Origin of the sequence: Streptomyces sp. NPDC001530 (assembly GCF_042894545.1) — a bacterium.
Classification (GTDB): Bacteria; Actinomycetota; Actinomycetes; order Streptomycetales; family Streptomycetaceae; genus Streptomyces.
In genome coordinates, this window is the sequence record NZ_JBIAVS010000021.1 from 142,648 (window position 1) to 161,604 (window position 18,957).

The following is an 18,957-nucleotide window of genomic DNA, read 5'->3' on the forward strand; positions in this document are numbered from 1 at the left end:
TGACGGGGTGCCTGTCACACCCGTAGCCACGTATGCCGGTCCCGGGCTATCGCGTGGAGGGCCTCCACGTCCGCCGGTTTCAGGACGCCCCCCAGGCGGGCCAGGGAGGCGAGGTCGGTGTCCTGGAGGATGCGGACCTCGCGTGGGGGTGCCATGACCTCCAGGTTGGCGGGGCCGGCCAGGGCCAGGACGGGGTGGACCTCGGCCGTCAGGGCGTAGGACGCGCGGTCGGCGTCCGCGCGGACTCGGCGTAGGAGTGGGCGCGGCTCGTGGCGGCCGACCGTCACCATGGGGTCGGCGACCAGGACACGCTGTTTGCGCGCGTACAGGGTGCGTACGGAGAAGAGGCCGCCGGGGCCGATCACCATGTGGTGGATGCGGTCGCCGCCGGGGAGCGGGATCGAGTGGAGGGTGTGCCAGCCCGCGCCCTCCAGCTGGTCCAGGGCCTCGCCGACGGCCTGCTCGGCGGCGAGCGCCCGCCGGCGCGGATCGGGACGCAGTCGATGCGTCGGCCCCGGATCACGGTCGAGGGCGATCACCAGCGCCTCGCCGGGCCGGTTCGGCGCAAGGTCGTCGTCCGGGTGCAGGGTCAGCCGGGCCAGCTCCGCCGGGGTCGGGACGGGGGGTGGTCCCACCGTCACCGGGCCGGTCAGGAAGGGCCCCAGCGCGTCGAGCACCTCCTCGCGCCTGTCCTCGCTGAGCAGGTTGACCCGGGCCGCCTCACGGTCGTACCAGGCGACGTTCCTCCCGTCCGTCAGACAGACGTACAGCCGCTCCTGACCGTGCCGCCAGGTCGGTATGACGCGCAATCCGTTCATGCACCATCACCCCATGACCATGGGAACAGGCGGGGTGCTCCAGGGGCAAGAACCCGGTTACCTTTGGGAGGAGTTGGGAGAGTTGGGAACTGGGTGGGAGGCGCCGTTGCGGACTCGTGGAAGGCAACCCGATGTACCCGCTCCGGACAGCCCGTGGAGCGAGATCGTGCCGGGCCTGTGGATGGGCGGGCACGCGTTCGCGGGGCACTCCGGCGAGCCGGAATTCGCTGTCGCACGGGATGAGTTCGACCTGGTCCTGACCCTGTTGCGGCTGCCGGGGCACGGTCCGGACCCGGGCGTCGAGCACCATGTGTGGCCCATCCCGGACGGCCCCCTCGACGGTACGCAACTGGCGGGTGTGATGCGACTCGCGCGGGCCGCGGACGACGCCCTGGAGGACGGCCGCCGGGTTCTCGTGCGCTGCTATCACGGGTACAACCGTTCGGGGCTGGTCGTCGCGCACGCGCTCGTCCTCGCTGGGCACAGCACCGAGGACGCGATACGGCTGATACGGGCCCGTCGCTCTCCGTGGGCGCTGCACAACGAGCTGTTCGTGGAGTACCTGCGGGCGGGGCTGGCGACGGCCCGCCTGCTGGAGGAACTCGCGGAGCCGTGACACCACCGCACCGCCCGCTGACCTGCGACCGCACGGCCCGCCCTCCCGCGGCTCACCACCCTCTCCTCATCCGACCCAGCCGCCCCAGCCGCCCCGCGCGCGCAGCCGACAGGCTCGCGCGCAGCCTTCGGCGCCGCCCGCCCGCTGTCCTGGTGGCGACCCTGGCCGACTGCGGCGACAGCGGCGACCTGCGCGCCGCGGGGGCCACCCCCACCGCTGTCGGCGCCACCACGCTGTGGCCCGAGCTGCCGCCCGCCTCCACCCCACCCTCGACTACGGCGAGGCGGACACCGAGACCGTCAAGGGCGTCAAGGGCGCTCTCGGTGACCAACCAGACCGTCGGCGAGGCCCGTGGCCGCGCGCTCGACTCACCGACGTGACGACGCGGTACGAGGCGGGAGACCGGCTGCCGCCGGACGCGGGCGTCGACCTGCCCGGGCTGCCGGCCCGGCTGCGGCAGTCGGCGGCGGACGGGAGGCGCGGCACGATGGCCGGCGAGCACGACGGACGCCCAACCATGTGGGCGCCGGCCCGCGGAAGACGGACGCGTGCCGGCCGTCCAGTACGACTCCGCGCAGGGCGCCCACACCATCGACGCCCTGGACCGGGCGATCGTGTGGCCCCTGGCGCCGGCGATCGGCGCGACGCTGCTGGTGGGCTCGTTCGCGGTGACGCGGGTGACGCGGTGGCTGCACGCGATGGCACACGTGGCGCGGCGGATCAGCGCGGGCGACCTGGACGCGCGCGTCGACGACCCGCGGACGCAGGATCCGACGCGCCCCCAGGACGGGGTGGCCGCGGTCGCCGGTGCCCCCGACACGATCGCGTCCTCGCTGCAGAGCAAGCTGCTGAGGGAGCAGCGGTTCACCGCGGATGTGGCGCACGAGCTGCGCACCCCCGCTGACCGGGTTGCAGGCGGCGGCCGAAGCTGCTGCCGCCGGGCGGCCGACCGAGCTGGTGCGCGACCGCGCGGCCGCGCTGGGCACGCTGACCGAGACCTGCTGGAGATCTCCCGCCTGGACGCGCGGAGCGAGCGCCTTGAGCTGGACTCGGAGGTGCTGGCTCCACCGGCCGGGCGGGTGATGCGGGCGTCGGGCACCGACACCGAGGTCCGGGTCGTACGGGACGCGCGGGTGGCGACCGACCGGCGCCGGCTCGAGCGGGTGCTCGGGAATCTGGTGGCGAACGCGCACCAGCACGGCAAGGGGCCGGTGGTGCTGACGGTCGACGGCCCGGCCGTGCCCGTGCGGGACCATGGCGAGGGCGATCCGGAGTACCTCGTGACGCACGGGCCGCAGCGGCTTCCACACGGAGGGCGGTTTCGAAGGGGCACGGGCTCGGGCTGACGATCGCGCTCGGCCAGTCGGAGGTACTCGGCGCGCGGCTGACGTTCGCCAACGCTCCCGGCGGCGGCGCGCCGACGACCCTGACGCTCCCTCAGCACGGCCTCCCCGCAGGACCGTCCGGAGCAGCCTGAAGGACCGTCCGGGGGGCCTGAGCACTTCCGCGTCCCCGATGGCTCACTGTGACCTGCGCGCACCCACCCCCGCTCCTAATGTGGCGATTAGTCAGGTTCGCCCCCCTTCCTGGAGGAGCCCCCATGTCTCTGCGATCCACGTACACACGTCTCGCCATAGCTCTCGCCGCCGGCAGCCTCGTCGCACTCGCCGGAGCCACCCCGGCCCTCGCCGACGAGGACCGGGACCCCGGGAGCGGCGACGACCGCCAGCGGAGCGAGGGCGGCGACGGCGGCTTCGGCAACGGGGGCGACGTCCGTTTCGGCAACGACGACGAAGGTGGCGACGACGACCTCGACGACCCCGACACCACCAGAGGCAGAGTCAACGTGGACGGCGGGCTGGCCCTGCGCACCCGCCCCGATCGCGACAGCAGACTGGTCCGTATCGCGAGGAACGGCGAGATCGTCCGCATCTACTGCCAGACCTGGGGCGACCGCGACGACGATCTCTGGTACCTGGTCACCGACGGCACCTGGGCCTGGGGTCCGGCGCGCTTCATCGAGGCCTCCAGCACCCCGCGCTGGTGCTGAACAGTCGATCCTGAGGTGCACCGGAACAGCCCGTTTATCACTAGATAACGGGACATCAGGTCCGCCACTTGCTACGTTCCGGACATGATTCACCCCGGAATGCCCGGAACGACCGTGGCAGCGGACCGGCCCACCCCCGCTGTACGCCTGCCCCGGCGCCGTGGCATCGAGTTCACCCTCATCGTCGTGGCCGTCCTGCTCTGCGTGTACGGCTACTGCGCCGTCGGTTTCGCCAGAAACGGCAGCGTCCCGCCCGGCGCCGCCGGCTACGGCGCCGGGCTCGGCGTACTCGCGCTCCTCGCGCACGTCGCGGTGCGGCTGCGGGCGCCGTACGCCGATCCGCTGCTGCTCCCCATCGCCGTACTCCTCAACGGACTGGGCCTGGTGCTGATCTACCGGCTCGACCTGGAGACCCCGGGCGACCGGGCGGCCCCCATCCAGCTGATCTGGTCGACGCTCGGTGTCGCGTTCTTCATCGCGGCCGTGCTGTTCCTGCGCGACCACCGTGTGCTCCAGCGCTACACGTACGTCTCCGTCGTCACCGCCCTGGTCCTGCTGCTTCTGCCGATCTCCTTCCCGGCCGTGAACGGCGCCCGCATCTGGATCCGGATCGCCGGATTCTCCATCCAGCCGGGCGAGTTCGCGAAGGTGCTGCTCGCGGTCTTCTTCGCCGGATATCTGGCCGCCAACCGCAACGCGCTCGCCTACACCGGCCGCCAGATCTGGCGCTTCAAGCGGCTCCAGCTGCCAACCGGCCGCGTGCTCGGGCCGATCGTCACGATCTGGCTGCTGAGCGTGCTGGTGCTGGTCCTGGAGCGGGACCTCGGAACGTCGCTGCTGTTCTTCGGCCTGTTCGTGATCCTGCTGTACGTCGCCACGGGCCGCACCGGCTGGATCGCGGTCGGGCTGCTGCTGGCCTGCGTGGGCGCGGTGGCCGTCGGCTGGCTCGAACCGCACGTCCACAGCCGGGTGCAGGACTGGCTGCACCCCTTCGCGTCGATCGAGGCGGGCCTCGGCCCCAACCAACTCGCCCAGTCACTCTTCGCGTTCGCCGCCGGCGGGATGTTCGGCACCGGCCTCGGGCTCGGCCACTCGATCCTCATCGGCTTCGCCGCCAAGTCGGACTTCATCCTGGCGACCGCGGGCGAGGAGCTCGGCCTGGTCGGCCTGTCGGCGATCTTCCTCCTCTACGCCCTTCTCGTGGAACGCGGTTACCGGGCGGGCCTCGCCCTGCGCGACCCCTTCGGACGGCTTCTCGCGCTCGGCCTCGCCTCGATCGTGGCGCTCCAGGTCTTCGTGATCGCGGGCGGGGTGACCGGCCTGATCCCGCTGACCGGGATGGCGATGCCGTTCCTCGCACAGGGCGGTTCCTCGGTCGTCACCAACTGGATCATCGTGGCCCTGCTGATCAGGATCAGCGACTCGGCGCGCAGTCAGTACGACGGGACGGCGGCGCCGTGAGTCCTCGGGAGGTCGCGTCGTGACCAAGTACATTCGCAGGGCCGCCGGGTTGTGCACCGTGCTGCTCGTCGCGCTCCTGGTGAACGCCAGCCGTATCCAGGTCTTCCAGGCCCCGTCGTACGACGACAATCCCGCCAACCGCCGCCAGACGATCGCCCGTTACGACCAGCCGCGCGGTGACATCGTGGTCGACGGCAGGACGGTCACCGGCTCCACGGACACGGGTGAGCAGCTCCGCTATGAACGGACGTACAGCAACGGCCCGTTGTACGCGCCCGTGACCGGCTTCGCCTCTCAGCTGTACGGGACGACGTTCCTGGAGAACGCCGAGGACGACATCCTCTCCGGCGCCGACCCGATGCTCGCCCCGCTCCCCCTGTGGAACGACATCACGCGTGCCCAGAACCCCGGCGGCAAGGTCGTCACCACGCTCGACCCCCTCGCGCAGCGGAGGGCGTACGAGGGACTCGGCTCGCGGCGGGGCGCGGTCGCCGCGATCGAACCGTCCACCGGCCGGATCCTCGCACTGGTCTCCACACCGTCGTACGACCCCGCGGAGCTGTCCGGTACGGGCCCGGCGGTGAAGCGGGCGTGGCAGCGGCTGAACGAGGACGCGAGCAAGCCGATGCTCAACCGGGCGATCCGGCAGACGTATCCGCCGGGGTCGACGTTCAAGGTGGTGACGGCCGCGGCGGCGCTGGACGCGGGCGTGGTGACGGATCTCGACGCGCCGACGTCGTCACCGGACCCGTACAGGCTGCCCGGCACGAGGACCTTGCTCACGAACGAGGCCGAGGACTGTGAGGACGCCTCGCTGCGCTATGCCTTCGAGTGGTCCTGCAACACGGTCTTCGCGAAGCTGGGGGTGGACGTGGGCCTCGACGCCATGACGCACACGGCGGCGAACTTCGGCTTCAACGACCGGAAGCTGCGGATCCCCTTCTCGGTCGCCCCCAGCAACTTCGACACACGGCTCGACCATGCCCAGCTGGCCCTCTCCTCCATCGGGCAGTTCGACACCCGCGCCACTCCCCTCCAGATGGCGATGATCTCGGCGGCCGTGGCGGGCGGCGGTTCGGTCAAGTCGCCGTACCTGGTGGAGAAGACGACCACGAAGGGCGGCGGCACGGTCTCCGCACACGGGCCGCGGACCCTCCACCAGGCGATGAACCCGACGACCGCGCTGCTCATGCGCGAGCTGATGACCGACGTCGTGGAGGAGGGCACCGGCGCGAAGGCCGCCATCCCCGGCGCCACCGTCGGCGGCAAGACCGGCACCGCCCAGCACGGCATCGACAACTCCGGTTTCCCGTATGCCTGGTTCATCTCCTGGGCCCAGGCCGACGACCAGATGGAGCCCGCGGTGGCCGTCGCGGTCGTCGTCGAGGACGCGGCGGCCCGTCGCGGGGAGATCAGCGGGGGTGGAGACGCGGCGCCGATCGCCAAGGCGGTGATGGAGGCGGTGCTGAACTCGGCCTCCGGCGGCGGACCGGGTTCCGGCGGACGCTGAACTCATCCGCCGACCGAGGCCGTTGAGGAGTCCGGCTGCTGGACGAGGCCGGCCGGCAGGGCTACGTAGGCCGTGACGCCTGTGCCCTGGGTGGGGCGCAGCTCGACATGGGCGGCGAGGCGGGTGGCGAGGGCGCCGACGACGTGATGGCCGAGGAACCGCGTGGGGGTGGTGTGCAGGGAGCCGGCCTTGCCGGACAGCACGGCGTTGGCGTGCGCCAGCCGTTCCGCGGTCATCCCGATCCCCCGGTCCACGACGGCGAGGCAGTACTCGCCGGCGTCTCGCCAGCCGTAGATCTCGACGGGCTGCTGGGGCGGGCTGAACATCAGCGCGTTCTCCACCAACTCGGCCAGCAGATGGGACAGTTCGGCAACGCAGTGGCCGCGGACGTGGCACGGCTGGATGTCGGCGACGGCCACGCGCCGGTACTGCTCGACTTCGGAGACGGCCGACTGGACCACCTCGGCGACGGTGACCGCACGGGACCAGGAGCGGGTCGGGGACTCCTCGCCCGCCAGGACGAGCAGGGACTCGGCGTTGCGCCGCATGCGCGTGGCCAGGTGGTCGAGTTCGAACAGCTCGGCGAGGGCGTCCGGGTCGATTTCCTGGCTCTCCAGGGTCGTGATCAGGCCGAGCTGGCGGTTGAGCAGCGTCTGATTGCGACGGCCGAGGCTGGCCAGGGACTCGGTGCTGTTGCGGCGCAGGACGGCCTGTTCGGCGGCGAGTCCGACGGCGGTGCGCTCGACGTTGCGCAGGGCGGCGACCAGGCGGGTGATCTCCCGTGCGCTGCCCGGGAGTTCGGGTTCCCGGGGTCCGTCGGGGAGCGGGGTGTCGGGGTCGGCTTCCTGGATGCGCCGGACGGCATCGGGCAGCCTGCTCCCGGCGACCGCGTCCGCCTCGTCGGCGAGGGCGCCCAGGGGGCGGGTGATGGAGCGGGCCGAGATCACGGCGAGCGCGGCGGCCACGGCGAGGATCAGCGCGCCGAGGGCCAGGAAGCCGCCGAGCTGCCGGGTGGCCGCGTCACCGGTCTCGCCGGCACGGGCGCGCACGTCGCCGCCGAGCCGCTTCTGCACGCCGTGCAGGTCGTCGACGAGTGTCGTCATGTCGGCCCACCAGCGGGCGGGGGCGACGTCGAGGGCCGATCCGTCGACACCGCGTTCGGCCCTGTCCTCGTAGCCGGTGATCCTGCGGGCCGCGGCCGTCTTGAAGGCCGCGTCGAGCGCGGACTCCTGGGCGGAGGTGGCGAGTTCGCGGAACTGGCCGAGAGCGGCCACGCGGGTGGCGCGGATCTCCGTGAAGTCGAGGTACTCGCCGCCGCGGAACCGCTTCGCCGCGAACACGCCGTTGAGGGAGCCGCGTTCGAGAGCGACGGCCTCCGTGGCGCGTGCCAGGGCCTGCAGCGCCTGCACGCCCTGGGCGATACGGCGGTCACCGCTCGGCGCGTCGGCGGACTCGGCGTCGATGAGGGCGGTGACGGCCTTGGTGTAGGTGGTCAGGGCGGTCTCGCGGTCGATGGTGCCGGAGTCGGCCTCGGCGCGCAGGGTGGCGAGGCCGCCGAGCGGCACCTGGGCGGCTTCGAGGGCGGAGGAGGCCGCACCCGGGAGATCACCGCTCTCTTCGGAGAGCGCTGCTCGCAGCGCGGAGCGGGCGTCATCGGTGCGGCTCCGCTGTGCGCGCACATCGTCCCGGTACTCCTCGGCGCCGCCCAACAGGCCATTGGTGAGCCCGCGTTCGCGCTGTAACTCCCGCACGAGATCCTGCACACGCAGCAGGACACCGACGTGCGCCTCGGTCTCCCTGGCGGCGGACCAGTCGGCGGCGCGGTCGGCGACGCCGAGTCCCGTGAGCGCGAGCAGCAGGCAGGTCGGCACGGCCAGGACGATGGCCATGCGACCGCGGATGGAGTTCCAGCCCGGAAGGGTGGGAAGGGTGGGAAGGCGAAGGGTGGTCAGTACGTTCCCCGTCATGCCCAGGGAGGCTAAGGGCGGGCCGGTCAGGGAGCCGTTTCCCGTCCGTAAGGGGTCGGTTCCCAGGTACTCACGAGGCCGACGGGTGTGCTGTGAGAGGCGGACATTGCTCGCGTGGTGAGACGGGGGGTGGGATGCCGCCTCCTGCCGACCTATCGTTCGGTTCATGACGGAACCCGCCTCGTACGAACTCGCCCAGGTCAACATCGCTCGTCTCAAGGCACCTCTGGATTCACCGCAGTTGAAGGACTTCGTCGACGCCCTGGACCCCGTGAACGCCGTCGCCGACACCGCGGACGGCTTCGTCTGGCGCCTGCAGAGCGACTCAGGCAACGCCACGGATGTACCGGTCTTCGGCGACGACTGGCTGATCGTCAACATGTCGGTGTGGCGGGACACGAACGCGCTGACGGCGTTCATGTATCAGGGCCGGCACAGGGAGTTGCTGTCCCGCCGCCGCGAGTGGTTCGAGCGGCTGAAGGAAGCGGTGACGGCCTTGTGGTGGGTACCGGCGGGGCATCGGCCGACTATCGCGGAGGCGGAAGGGCGGCTGCTGCACCTGCGGACGAACGGACCGACGCCGTACGCCTTCACCTTGCGGACGTCGTTCCCGGCGCAGGGGACGGAGCCGGTGTCGTCGGCGGTTCCGGAGGATCTGGGGTGCTCGGTCTAGCGGCGACGGTTGATCGCGGTGAGGTCGATGTCGATGGGGAACGGGACGGTCAGCTTGAGGCGGTTGTGGAAGATGCCCGTCAGGCCATAGGCCTGGGTTGCGGGGTCGAGTTCGTAGACGTAGACCACCGGAAGGCCCTGGTTCTCCTCGACGCGCCAGTAGTGCGGAATGCCCGCCTGCGCGTACTTCCGTGGTTTCACCTCTCGGTCTCGGTCCTCGGAGTCCTCGGAGACGATCTCTACAGCGATCACCACATCTTCCGGCCGGTACCAGGTCTGCTTCGGACCGGTGTCGGCGCCCGCACGGAACACCAGGACGTCGGGCTCCGGCCTATTGCGCTTGTTGAGCTTGATGGTCATCTCATGGATGACGTCCAGCCCCTCCGGCACCTGATCCAGCAGGGCGTTCACCAGCAAGAGCATGGCGCGTGCATGGAAACGAGTCTGCGGACTCACGAAGACAAGACTCCCGTCGATCAGCTCCGTGTGCGGAGGAAGGTTGGGAAGCTCGTCGAGGTCGTCCGCCGTCCAGCCGCCCTCCGGCGGACGGGGCCACTCGTAGTCGTCGTCCAGCCCGTATTCGCGTGCGGCGCTCATGATCGCTCCCATGTGCTGGAGTCTGCCTGGCTCAGTCAGCGTACCCAGGACGAACGCCGATTCGGCGCTCCATCGAGTGATCACCAGGCCTGCCATTGCCGCCTTGATCAGCCCTCCGTCCCCGCCTCGATCGCCTCCCTCACCTCCGCGACCCGCTCCCGTTCCTCCACCGCGAAGCGTTCCGCATCCAGTTTCTCGGCGATTTCCTCGTCCTGGGCCATCAGGAGGTCGAGGTTCGAGTTGCCCATCTCGAAGACGCCCATGTCGACGTAGGCCTGCTGGAGGCGTTTGCCCCAGAGGCCGATGTCCTTGACGCAGGGGACGATGCGGCTGAAGAGCAACTGCCGGAAGAGAGCGAGGAATTCGGACTGCTCGCTGTATTCCTCGGCCTCCGCCTTCGGGATGCCGAAGTTCTCCAGGACCTCTACGCCGCGCAGGCGGTCGCGCATCAAGTAGCAACCCTCGATCACGAATTCCTCGCGTTCGCGGAGTTCGGCGTCGGAGAGCTGTTGGTAGTAGTCGCGCAGGGCCATGCGGCCGAAGGCGACATGGCGGGCCTCGTCCTGCATGACGTAGGCGAGGATCTGTTTCGGGAGGGGCTTGTCGGTGGTGTCGCGGATCATGCCGAAGGCCGCCAGAGCCAGGCCCTCGATCAGGACCTGCATGCCCAGGTACGGCATGTCCCAGCGGGAGTCGCGCAGGGTGTCGCCGAGCAGGGACTGGAGGTTGTCGTTGATCGGGTAGAGCATCCCGATCTTCTCGTGCAGGAAGCGGCCGTAGATCTCGGCGTGCCGCGCCTCGTCCATGGTCTGGGTGGCCGAATAGAGCTTCGCGTCGAGGTCGGGGACCGATTCGACGATGCGCGCCGCGCACACCATCGCGCCCTGCTCACCGTGCAGGAACTGGCTGAACTGCCAGGAGGCGTAGTGCTTGCGCAGTTCGCCCTTGTCGCGGTCGGTGAGCTTTGCCCAGTGCTTCGTGCCGTAGAGAGACATCGACTCGTCGGGCGTGCCGAGCGGGTCGTACGGGTCGACGTCGAGGTCCCAGTCGATCCGCTTCTGGCCGTCCCACTGCTTGTCCTTGCCCTTCTGGTAGAGGGCGAGGAGCCGCTCGCGGCCGTCGTCGTAATCCCAGCTGAACCGGGCCGCGCCGCTGGCGGGCACCTGCCAGAGGGAATCTCCAGGGTCCTTGGCGTACAGCTCTCGGGTCGACATACCGGCAGGCTCACATGAGGTAGACGCGTCGTCAACAAGTCGGGCGCAAGGGATTGACGGTCTTGCTGACAAGCAGTCTCATAAGACGTGACCGTCGGTAACCCCTGTAGATCCCGTACGACGAGGTGGGAACAGCCATGACGACCGTGACGGAAGACGAACTCCTTGGTCTCCGCGACGCGCTCGGCCTGCTCAAGGACCGGGAGCAGGTGGCCGAGCGGCTGCTCGACTCCTCCGCCAAGCACTCCTTCGACCCGGACAAGGAGCTGGACTGGGACGCGCCCTTCGAGGAGGGCAAGTGGTTCTGGCCGCCGGAGCTGGTGTCGCTGTACGACACCCCGCTGTGGCGGCGGATGAGCGAGGAGCAGCGGATCGCGCTGTCGCAGCATGAAGCCGCCGCGCTGGCGTCCCTCGGGATCTGGTTCGAGATCATCCTGATGCAGCTGCTGGTGCGGCACATCTACGACAAGGCGGCCACGAGTGCGCATGTGCGGTACGCGCTGACCGAGATCGAGGACGAGTGCCGGCACTCGAAGATGTTCGCCCGGCTGATATCGAGGGGCGGGACGCCGTACTACCCGGTGAGCCGGGCGCATCTGAACCTCGGGCGGCTCTTCAAGACCATCTCGACCACGCCGGGGTCCTTCACCGCCACGCTGCTCGGTGAGGAGATCCTCGACTGGATGCAGCGGCTGACGTTCCCGGACGAGCGGGTGCAGACCCTCATCCGGGGGGTCACGCGTATCCACGTCGTGGAGGAGGCGCGGCATGTGCGGTACGCCCGGGAGGAGCTGCGACGGCAGATGGTGACGGCTCCGCGCTGGTCCCAGGAGTTCACGCGGGTCACCTCCGGGGAGTTCGCGCGCGTCTTCTCCGTCGCCTTCGTCAATCCCGAGGTGTACACGAATGTGGGGCTCGACAAGCGGGAGGCCGTGGCGCAGGTGAAGGCGAGTGGGCACCGGCGGGACGTGATGCAGACCGGGGCGAAGCGGTTGACGGACTTCCTGGACGACATCGGGGTGCTGCGGGGGGCCGGGCGGCGCCTGTGGAGGTCGTCGGGGCTGCTGGCGTGAGTTTTTCGCCCCGTCCGCCCCTGCCCTCCTCCAAGCTCTCGGTTTCGCTCGAGCAGGGGACCCCCATGGCCCCTGGGGACTGCCGCCCCGAGACCCCCGCGATCGGCCTGAACGGCCTCCGCCTCAAACGCCGCAGGGCTGAAATCAGCCCCTCCGGCGTTTGAGGCGGCGGGGGCCATTACACGGTTACGCTGCCGATATGACCTCCGAGGTTCCGACCCGCGCGTACCGACGGCTGAGTGTCGAGGAGCGGCGCAGTCAGCTGCTCGAGGCGGCGCTGTCCCTCTTCGCGCACCGCGCGCCCGAGGAGATCTCGCTGGACGACGTGGCGGAGGCGGCGGGGGTGTCACGGCCGCTGGTGTACCGGTACTTCCCGGGCGGCAAGCAGCAGCTGTACGAGGCCGCCCTGCGGACCGCGGCCGAGGAGCTGGAGCACTGCTTCGCGGAGCCCCCGGAGGGGCCGCTCACCGAGCGGCTGTCCCGGGCGCTCGACCGGTATCTCGCGTTCGTGGACCAGCACGACGCCGGGTTCAGCGCCCTGCTGCAGGGCGGGAGCGTCGTCGAGACGTCCCGGACCACGGCCATAGTGGACGGGGTACGGCGGGCCGCCGCCGAGCACATTCTCGATCATCTGGCGGTCGACGAACCCGGGCCGCGGCTGCGGATGACCGTACGGATGTGGATCACCGCCGTGGAGGCCGCCTCGCTGATCTGGCTCGACGAGGACAAGGAGCCGCCGCTGGACGAGCTGCGCGACTGGCTCGTCGAACAGTTCGTGGCGACGCTCGCGGCGAGCGCCGGCCGCGATCCGCAGGCCGCGGGAGTGGTGAAGGCCGCGCTCGCGGTGGAGACGGCGGACGGGGCCGTGGGCGCGATGGCCCGTCGTGTGCTGCCGGTGATCGGGGATGCGGCGCGCCTGCTGTGACGGCTGGGACAGATGAGACAGATGCGACCGTGGGGTTTGTGACACTGGTGGCGTGAAGAGCGAAGACACTCCCTTTGTGGGCGGCCCTCTGGACGGGCGCGTGCTGCCCGTCCTGCTCGGGCCCACCGGGCATCCGCCGAAGACCTACCGGGTTCCGGTGCCGGACGCGGCCGGCGGGCCGCCCACCGTGCTCGTCTACCGGCGCGTCCAGGCGGGCCGGAGCAATCGGCTCGGGCTGCATCAGGGGTGGAAGTACGAGTACGACCCCGAGGGAAAGCGGGCGCACGGGCTGAAGTGGCCCTGGTCGAAGGCCGAAGCCAAGACCGAAGCCAAGGCCGACGGCCAGGGCGAGGGCGAGGGCAAGGGGAAGAGTGACGCCCCAGGCGACGCCACGCCGGACCCCCACGCCGACGAGTGACCTTCTTGGGCTGAACCGGCCAGTCGGCGCGCGGTCGGCACACGGCCGCCCCATCCTGCCGGTGCAAGGTGGACATACCACCCCAGCACCGGAGGTGATGACGTGTCAGGAAGGCTTCTGCGTCTGGCTTGTACGGCGGCGGTGGCGACCGGGGCGCTCCTCGTGCCCACCCCCGCGGTGGCCGTCCCGGAACCCGGCCCGGGAACAGGCACGGCCGTCGGCAAGCCCGGACAGCGGTCCGTCGCCGGGCTGCTGACGGACCTTCAGCGGCTGTACCGGGACGCCGAGCGGGCCACCGAGGCGTACAACTCGACCACGGAGAACCTCAAGAAACAGCGCGCCGAGGTCGCCCGGCTCGACGCCGGCCTCGCCAAGGCCCGCCGCTCGCTGCACGACAGCCGCGGCGCCGCGGGGCGGCTCGCCCGGCAGCAGTACCAGAACAGCGGCGAGATCTCCTCGTACGTACGACTGCTCCTCGCCCGTGATCCGCAGCACGCGCTCGACGAGGGGCACCTGATCGGACAGTTGTCGCAGGAGCGGGCCGAGACCGTGGAACGGGTGGCCGGGAGCGAGAAGGAGGCCGACACGCTCGCACGTGCGGCCCGTAAGTCGCTCGACGATCAACTCACCCTCGCCGCACGGCAGAAGAAGGACCGGGACGACGTACGAAAGCGGCTCGAGGACGTCGAGAAACTGCTCTCCTCGCTGACCGTCGACCAGCTCTCGGAGATGGACAGGTTCGAGAAGTCGGGGGCGGCCAAGGCACAGCAGAAGTTCATGGCCTCGGGGGCGCTCAGCAGCGTACGGCGACCCTCGCGGGAGGGCGCGAAGGCGCTGCGGTACGCCGTACGGCAGATCGGGAAGCCGTACGAGTGGGGTGCGGAGGGCCCGAAGTCGTACGACTGCTCGGGCCTGACCTCGCAGGCCTGGGACCACGCGGGGCAGCCCATCCCCCGGACCAGCCAGGAGCAGTGGGCCCGCCTCCCGCGGATTCCGCTGAGCGAGCTGCGCCCCGGTGACCTGGTCATCTACTTCCCCGAGGCCACCCACGTCGCCCTCTACCTGGGCGACGGAATGGTGGTGCAGGCACCACGGCCCGGGACGAAGATCAAGGTCTCGCCGGTCGCCGCCAATCCACTGCTGGGTGCGGTGCGGCCCGACCTCAGTAGGGAGCCCCTGCGGCACTACACACCGCCGAAGCTCCCCAAGAGGGCCACGAGGGGATCAGACGGTGGCTACAGCGCCGCTAAGGGGCGCGGGGCGTGACATGAGTACGTCGGGGCTAGGGCGGTCCCCTGACCAGGTCATCTCCGCTAGACCCACCGTCTCGGTTTCCGTCTCATTCGTCGGCGTACGCCGGAGTTCGTCGGCGTTCGCGAGCCGCTACCGGCACGGTGCGTCGAACGGTCCTGAACCCGGCTGAACGGCTCCGGATCGCACCCTGACCAGCGTGAACAAACCTGCAAAGCGAGGTGCGTGGGTTCGATTCCCTCCACGGCCTCCCGTGCATTGACAGGGATGTTGAGGCTGTTCATCGGATAGGTCGGTCTGATCACCGAGTAGGGCCGGTAGTCAGGCTTGTCGGTGAAGGACGCACTCAGCGGCGTTGAATAGTCGTCAAGCTGGGTGAGGGGGCCGATCCCGGCGAACAGGCCGACAGTGCGGACCATCGAGGCGGTGCTGTAGAAGGTCGAGTCGACCTTTCCCGTCTGGGTGTACGGGCTGATCGCCAAGGCGAGCGTCCGGTGGGCATCGATGTGGTCGGGCCCGTTCTGGGCCTCGTCCTCGGTGACAAAGATGGCGGTGTCCTTCCAGAACTGTGAGTGGGACACCGCATCCACCAGCCTGCCGAGGGCGTAGTCGTTGTCGGCCACCATCGCTTTGGGAGTGGGCTGCCCGGCCTTGGTGCCCAAGGTGTGGTCACTGGGGAACTGGACGAACTGCACCGTCGGCATGTCGCCCTTGGTCACATATCTGCGGAAGCTCTTCAGCCATTGGTCGACCCGCGGGGTCATACAGTTCTTCTTGGTGGGGACGAACGTTCCCGACGAGTCCGGACAGCCCAGCTCTGCCTGGAACTCGTGGTCGGTCCGGGCATCGAGCACCGGATCCGCGGCGTGCGCCTCGTCCCCCTGACGCCTCACATAGAAGCCGAAGTTGGCAAAGCTCACGCCGGCCTTGTCGAGGCGCTGCCAGAGGTAGGAGTTCTTGGCGGCCTGCGCAGCGTTCTCGGGGGCGTTGTTGCCGCCGGGGTAGACACCCTTGCGACCGGAGTAGGCTGCGGGCCACATCTGCTCCGCGTAGGGGTTGGAGTTGGCCTGGACCGCCCAGTTCCAGCCGCTGGCGCTGGCCTTGCCATCGGCATAGAAGTTGTCGATGGTGGTGAAGCGCCGCGCCAGCTTCCGGGTGTTGGGCGCCGACTCGTCCCCGAACAGGTTGAGGCCGGGGTCGCCGTTTCCCTTCCCCAGACTGCCGAGCACCTGGTCGTAGCTGCGATTCTCCTTGACTATGTAGATCACATGCTTGATGGGAGTCTCTTCTCCGGGCTTGCCCGGCACGACGGCACCACCGCCCCTGGTCACCGGGGCGTTGTTGCGCTCCACCTGGCGGGTGTACGCATCCAGTTGTTCGTCCCGGTCCGGCACATCCACGCTGCTCAGCGTGCCGGCGACCATCGACGCGAGCTGCTGGCTGGGGGACGTCCGGCTCAAGCGCTCGGGGTTGGGGTATCCGGGACCGTTGTTCGGGCCCGCCCCCAGCCCCTTGGCATTCGTGATCCACAGGCGTCCGTTGTGCCAGATGACCGCACTGGGGTACCCGCCGGTAGGAATCCGCCCCAGAACCTTGCCGCTGGTCGGATCGAGCACCGAAACGCTGTTGTTGCCGGAGTTGGTGACAAAGAGCCGCTTGCCCACAGAGTCCAGGGTCAGGCCCGTGGGGTTGCTGCCGACGAGAGCCTTCTTGGACGGCGATACCGAGAAACTGCGTATCACGCTCTTGGTCGCCAGATCCACCACGCTGACGCTGTCGGCGTCGCCGTTCGCGACATACAGCTTCCGGCCGCACGCGGAAAGCACCGACTTGTTCGGATGCAGACCCACCTTGATCCGCCCAGTCGTCCGGGGCGCCGAGCCCGCCACATCAACGATGTCCACGGTGTCGGCACCCTGGTTCGACACGTAGGCCGTTCGCCCGTCCTTGCTGAGTGTCACCCACACCGGCCGACGACCTGCGGCGACGGTCTGCACCCGCCCGCTGACGGTGTCGGCGACCGTCACGGCGTTGCCGAGCTGATCGGCGACCACCAGTTTTCTTCCGTCCGGGGTGACGGCCAGGCCGGCCGGGAAAAGCGTGACGGCTTTGCCCTCCGGGGACTTGGTGGGCAGCTTGATGGGATCACGTTCGGTGAGTCGGCCACCGGCAAACGACAGCACCCGGATCTTGGAGTTCGCCGCGGCACTGGCGTATGCGGTCCTGCCGTCCGGACTCCACGCCAGGCCGATGTACAGCGCCTCCGGCGACGGATACGACAGTGTCTGGACGACCTTGTTCGTCCGGATATCGACCAATTGCAGGCTCTGTACGCCCTGACCGTTGTTGGTCACCAGCAGATAGCGACCGTTCGGGTGAAGAGCTGCGTTCAGGGGGAGGTCCCCGAGCCGGCTCTGGTCACCCGCTGGTGTGACCCGGTATCCAAGGGGCGTGATTGCAGTGCCGTCCTTCCTGGGACCGGCGGTCTTGATGGCGAGCTCGGAGGACACGATCCGCTTCGTTGCCGCGGCCGACGAAGCCTCGGCTCGGGCAGATGTGGCACTGGTCGGGTCCCCGAGCGCCGAGGCGGTGGCGACAGTGGCTATGGCTGCGCCGCCGATCGCGAGGGTACAGAAGTTCGACCCGGCCATTGTCTTCTCTCCTACTCCGCAAGGCGGTGTGACGTGCGTTCAGAGCTAAGAGGATTGTCCCTGCTGATACCGAGCCGCTCTCGCCCCAACGGGCATTCAGGTGAGTCAGCGAAGAGTTCATTGGCGACCTCTTGGCGGTGACCGGGGGCGGTGGTCCCCGCGTCCGGGACTTCGCTCGGCTCCGGGATCACGCCATCATCCGGACCCTCACGGATGGAGTGCGGGCCGAGGAACTCGGCAACATGCGCGTCCAAGACGTACGACTTCGAGAACAGCCTGTTGGAAGTCGTCCCGCTCAAGGGTGAGCGCAACTCCAGAGAGCAAAGCTTGGTGGACATCCCCACTGCCCAGTGGGGATGTCCACCACGTCTGGTGTGGCAATGTGGGGCCGTCTGTGGGCCGTCCGAGGGTGGCCGACGACGACCAACAACAACGGTTGGACCGCTGGTCAGAAGCCCGTCATGCCCCAGTCACCGAAGCGAGGTACGCTCCGGTCTTCTCCGGCTCATAGAAGAAGTTCTCGAAGTCGGCGGGGTCGTTGAACCCATTGGCGAACCGATTCGCCACGGGGGGGAGCTGTCCCGCGGCCCCGATCAGGTTGAGCACGTGCTCCGGAGGAGCGCCGAGCATCGCGTTGGTCCACTTGGTGACGTGCTGCGCGGTGTCCCAGTACCGGTCGAACGTCGCCTGCATCCACTCCTCGTCGAAGGGCTTGTCGCCCTGTTCGAGGATCGAGGCGAGGTACGCGGCCGCGCACTTGGACGCCGAGTTGGAGCCCTGTCCGGTGATCGGGTCGTTCGCCACGACCACATCGGCGACGCCCAGGACGAGGCCGCCGCCGGGGAGACGGCCGATCGGGTTGCGGACGGTGGGGGCGTAGCGCCCGGACAACGTGCCGTGCGCGTCGGTCAGTTCGACCTTCGTGGCCCGCGCGTACTCCCAGGGCGTGAACCGCTCCATGAGTTCCAGGGTCAGGGAGAGGTGCTCGGCCGGGTCCTTGACGCCGTTGAAGACGTCGAGCGGGCCGCCGGGTATGCCCTCCCAGAAGAGGATGTCGGCGCGGCCGGAGGTGGTGAGGGTCGGCATGACGAAGAGTTCGCCGACGCCCGGGACGAGGTTGCAGCGGACCGCGTCGTAGTCGGGGTGCTCCGGGCGCGGGCCGAGGCCATGGACGTAGGAGACCGCCAGCGCGCGCTGCGGCTCGCTGTACGGGGAGCGGGAGGCGTCGCGGCCGAACATCGACACGAGCTCGCCCTTGCCCGCCGAGACGAGCACCAGGTCGTACGTACGGGAGAAGTAGTCGAGGTCGGAGACCGCGGCGCCGTGGATGACCAGCTGGCCGCCGCGCTGCGCGAACGTCTCCATCCAGCCGGCCATCTTCACCCGCTGGTCCACCGACTGCGCGTACCCGTCGAGGCTGCCGACCCAGTCGATCGCGCGCTGCGAGGGGCCCGGGTCGAAGGAGCCGGGGGCGGCGACCGAGACGCCGAGTCCTTCGATCTTCGGGGCCTGGGACTCCCAGAAGTTCAGCTGGAGATCGCGCTCGTGCTGGAGTGCCGTGTCGAACATGCACTGCGTCGACATGACACGGCCGGTGCGGATCTCGTCCGCCGTCCGGTTCGACATCAGGGTGACCTCGTACCCGTGCGACTGGAGTCCGAGGGCGAGCTGGAGGCCGGACTGGCCGGCTCCGACGACGAGTATCTTCCGCATGCGCGTCCTAACTCTGCGTAC

15 protein-coding genes and 1 pseudogene are annotated in these 18,957 nt (G+C 69.6%); 10 read left to right on the top strand and 6 right to left on the bottom strand.

The annotated features are described in order from the left end of the window. Window positions 1-14: 14 nt before the first annotated feature. Entirely contained in the window at window positions 15-818 is an 804-nt protein-coding gene (locus ACFY0T_RS36980) for a nuclease-related domain-containing protein (RefSeq protein ID WP_388880994.1), read from the bottom strand. Between the two features lie 106 nt (window positions 819-924). Between ACFY0T_RS36980 and ACFY0T_RS36985 the strand changes: the two genes are divergently transcribed. The 5 genes and pseudogenes from ACFY0T_RS36985 (at window position 925) to ACFY0T_RS37005 (ending at window position 6,455) form a co-directional block, all read left to right on the top strand. Beyond that, the gene (locus tag ACFY0T_RS36985; RefSeq protein WP_388881169.1) at window positions 925-1,434 is read left to right on the top strand and encodes a dual specificity protein phosphatase family protein; all 510 of its coding nucleotides are present in this window, start codon (window positions 925-927) and stop codon (window positions 1,432-1,434) included. A gap of 317 nt (window positions 1,435-1,751) precedes the next feature. Beyond that, a pseudogene (locus ACFY0T_RS36990) lies at window positions 1,752-2,911 on the top strand (ATP-binding protein); the annotation flags it as partial. 123 nt (window positions 2,912-3,034) lie between these two features. Beyond that, the gene (locus ACFY0T_RS36995; protein ID WP_388880997.1) at window positions 3,035-3,484 is read left to right on the top strand and encodes an SH3 domain-containing protein; all 450 of its coding nucleotides are present in this window, start codon (window positions 3,035-3,037) and stop codon (window positions 3,482-3,484) included. Window positions 3,485-3,568: 84 nt separating this feature from the next. Further along, entirely contained in the window at window positions 3,569-4,945 is a 1,377-nt protein-coding gene (locus ACFY0T_RS37000) for an FtsW/RodA/SpoVE family cell cycle protein (RefSeq protein WP_388881000.1), read from the top strand. A gap of 19 nt (window positions 4,946-4,964) precedes the next feature. Next, complete coding sequence (locus ACFY0T_RS37005; protein WP_388881003.1) at window positions 4,965-6,455, top strand: penicillin-binding transpeptidase domain-containing protein; 1,491 nt, start codon at window positions 4,965-4,967, stop codon at window positions 6,453-6,455. Between the two features lie 2 nt (window positions 6,456-6,457). On the opposite strand, the gene ACFY0T_RS37010 is transcribed toward ACFY0T_RS37005, so the two are convergent. Continuing rightward, a complete protein-coding gene (locus tag ACFY0T_RS37010; RefSeq protein ID WP_388881006.1) occupies window positions 6,458-8,422 on the bottom strand; it encodes a nitrate- and nitrite sensing domain-containing protein in 1,965 nt (654 codons plus the stop codon). A gap of 166 nt (window positions 8,423-8,588) precedes the next feature. Here ACFY0T_RS37010 and ACFY0T_RS37015 point away from each other — a divergent pair, with 166 nt between their 5' ends. Continuing rightward, on the top strand, window positions 8,589-9,095 hold the full coding sequence (locus ACFY0T_RS37015; protein ID WP_388881009.1) for a DUF3291 domain-containing protein: 507 nt from the start codon (window positions 8,589-8,591) through the stop codon (window positions 9,093-9,095). Here the strand turns inward: ACFY0T_RS37015 and ACFY0T_RS37020 are convergent. Further along, on the bottom strand, window positions 9,092-9,691 hold the full coding sequence (locus ACFY0T_RS37020) for a Uma2 family endonuclease (RefSeq protein WP_388881012.1): 600 nt from the start codon (window positions 9,689-9,691) through the stop codon (window positions 9,092-9,094). The genes ACFY0T_RS37015 and ACFY0T_RS37020 overlap by 4 nt on opposite strands. 107 nt (window positions 9,692-9,798) lie before the next feature. Further along, entirely contained in the window at window positions 9,799-10,905 is a 1,107-nt protein-coding gene (locus ACFY0T_RS37025; RefSeq protein WP_388881014.1) for a ferritin-like domain-containing protein, read from the bottom strand. Between the two features lie 137 nt (window positions 10,906-11,042). Here ACFY0T_RS37025 and ACFY0T_RS37030 point away from each other — a divergent pair, with 137 nt between their 5' ends. From ACFY0T_RS37030 to ACFY0T_RS37045, 4 genes are all read left to right on the top strand, one after another. After that, on the top strand, window positions 11,043-11,978 hold the full coding sequence (locus ACFY0T_RS37030; protein WP_388881017.1) for a diiron oxygenase: 936 nt from the start codon (window positions 11,043-11,045) through the stop codon (window positions 11,976-11,978). A 199-nt stretch (window positions 11,979-12,177) separates the two neighbouring features. Next, a complete protein-coding gene (locus tag ACFY0T_RS37035) occupies window positions 12,178-12,903 on the top strand; it encodes a TetR/AcrR family transcriptional regulator (protein WP_388881020.1) in 726 nt (241 codons plus the stop codon). Window positions 12,904-12,955: 52 nt separating this feature from the next. Next, a complete protein-coding gene (locus ACFY0T_RS37040; protein ID WP_388881023.1) occupies window positions 12,956-13,321 on the top strand; it encodes a hypothetical protein in 366 nt (121 codons plus the stop codon). A 102-nt stretch (window positions 13,322-13,423) separates the two neighbouring features. Then, a complete protein-coding gene (locus ACFY0T_RS37045) occupies window positions 13,424-14,587 on the top strand; it encodes a C40 family peptidase (RefSeq protein ID WP_388881026.1) in 1,164 nt (387 codons plus the stop codon). A gap of 47 nt (window positions 14,588-14,634) precedes the next feature. On the opposite strand, the gene ACFY0T_RS37050 is transcribed toward ACFY0T_RS37045, so the two are convergent. Together ACFY0T_RS37050 and ACFY0T_RS37055 are read right to left on the bottom strand one after the other, a co-directional pair. Beyond that, the gene (locus ACFY0T_RS37050) at window positions 14,635-17,223 is read right to left on the bottom strand and encodes an alkaline phosphatase family protein (RefSeq protein ID WP_388881029.1); all 2,589 of its coding nucleotides are present in this window, start codon (window positions 17,221-17,223) and stop codon (window positions 14,635-14,637) included. Between the two features lie 459 nt (window positions 17,224-17,682). Further along, window positions 17,683-18,936 (bottom strand): styrene monooxygenase/indole monooxygenase family protein, encoded by a 1,254-nt coding sequence (locus tag ACFY0T_RS37055; protein ID WP_388881032.1) that lies wholly within the window; start codon window positions 18,934-18,936, stop codon window positions 17,683-17,685. Window positions 18,937-18,957 lie beyond the last annotated feature (21 nt).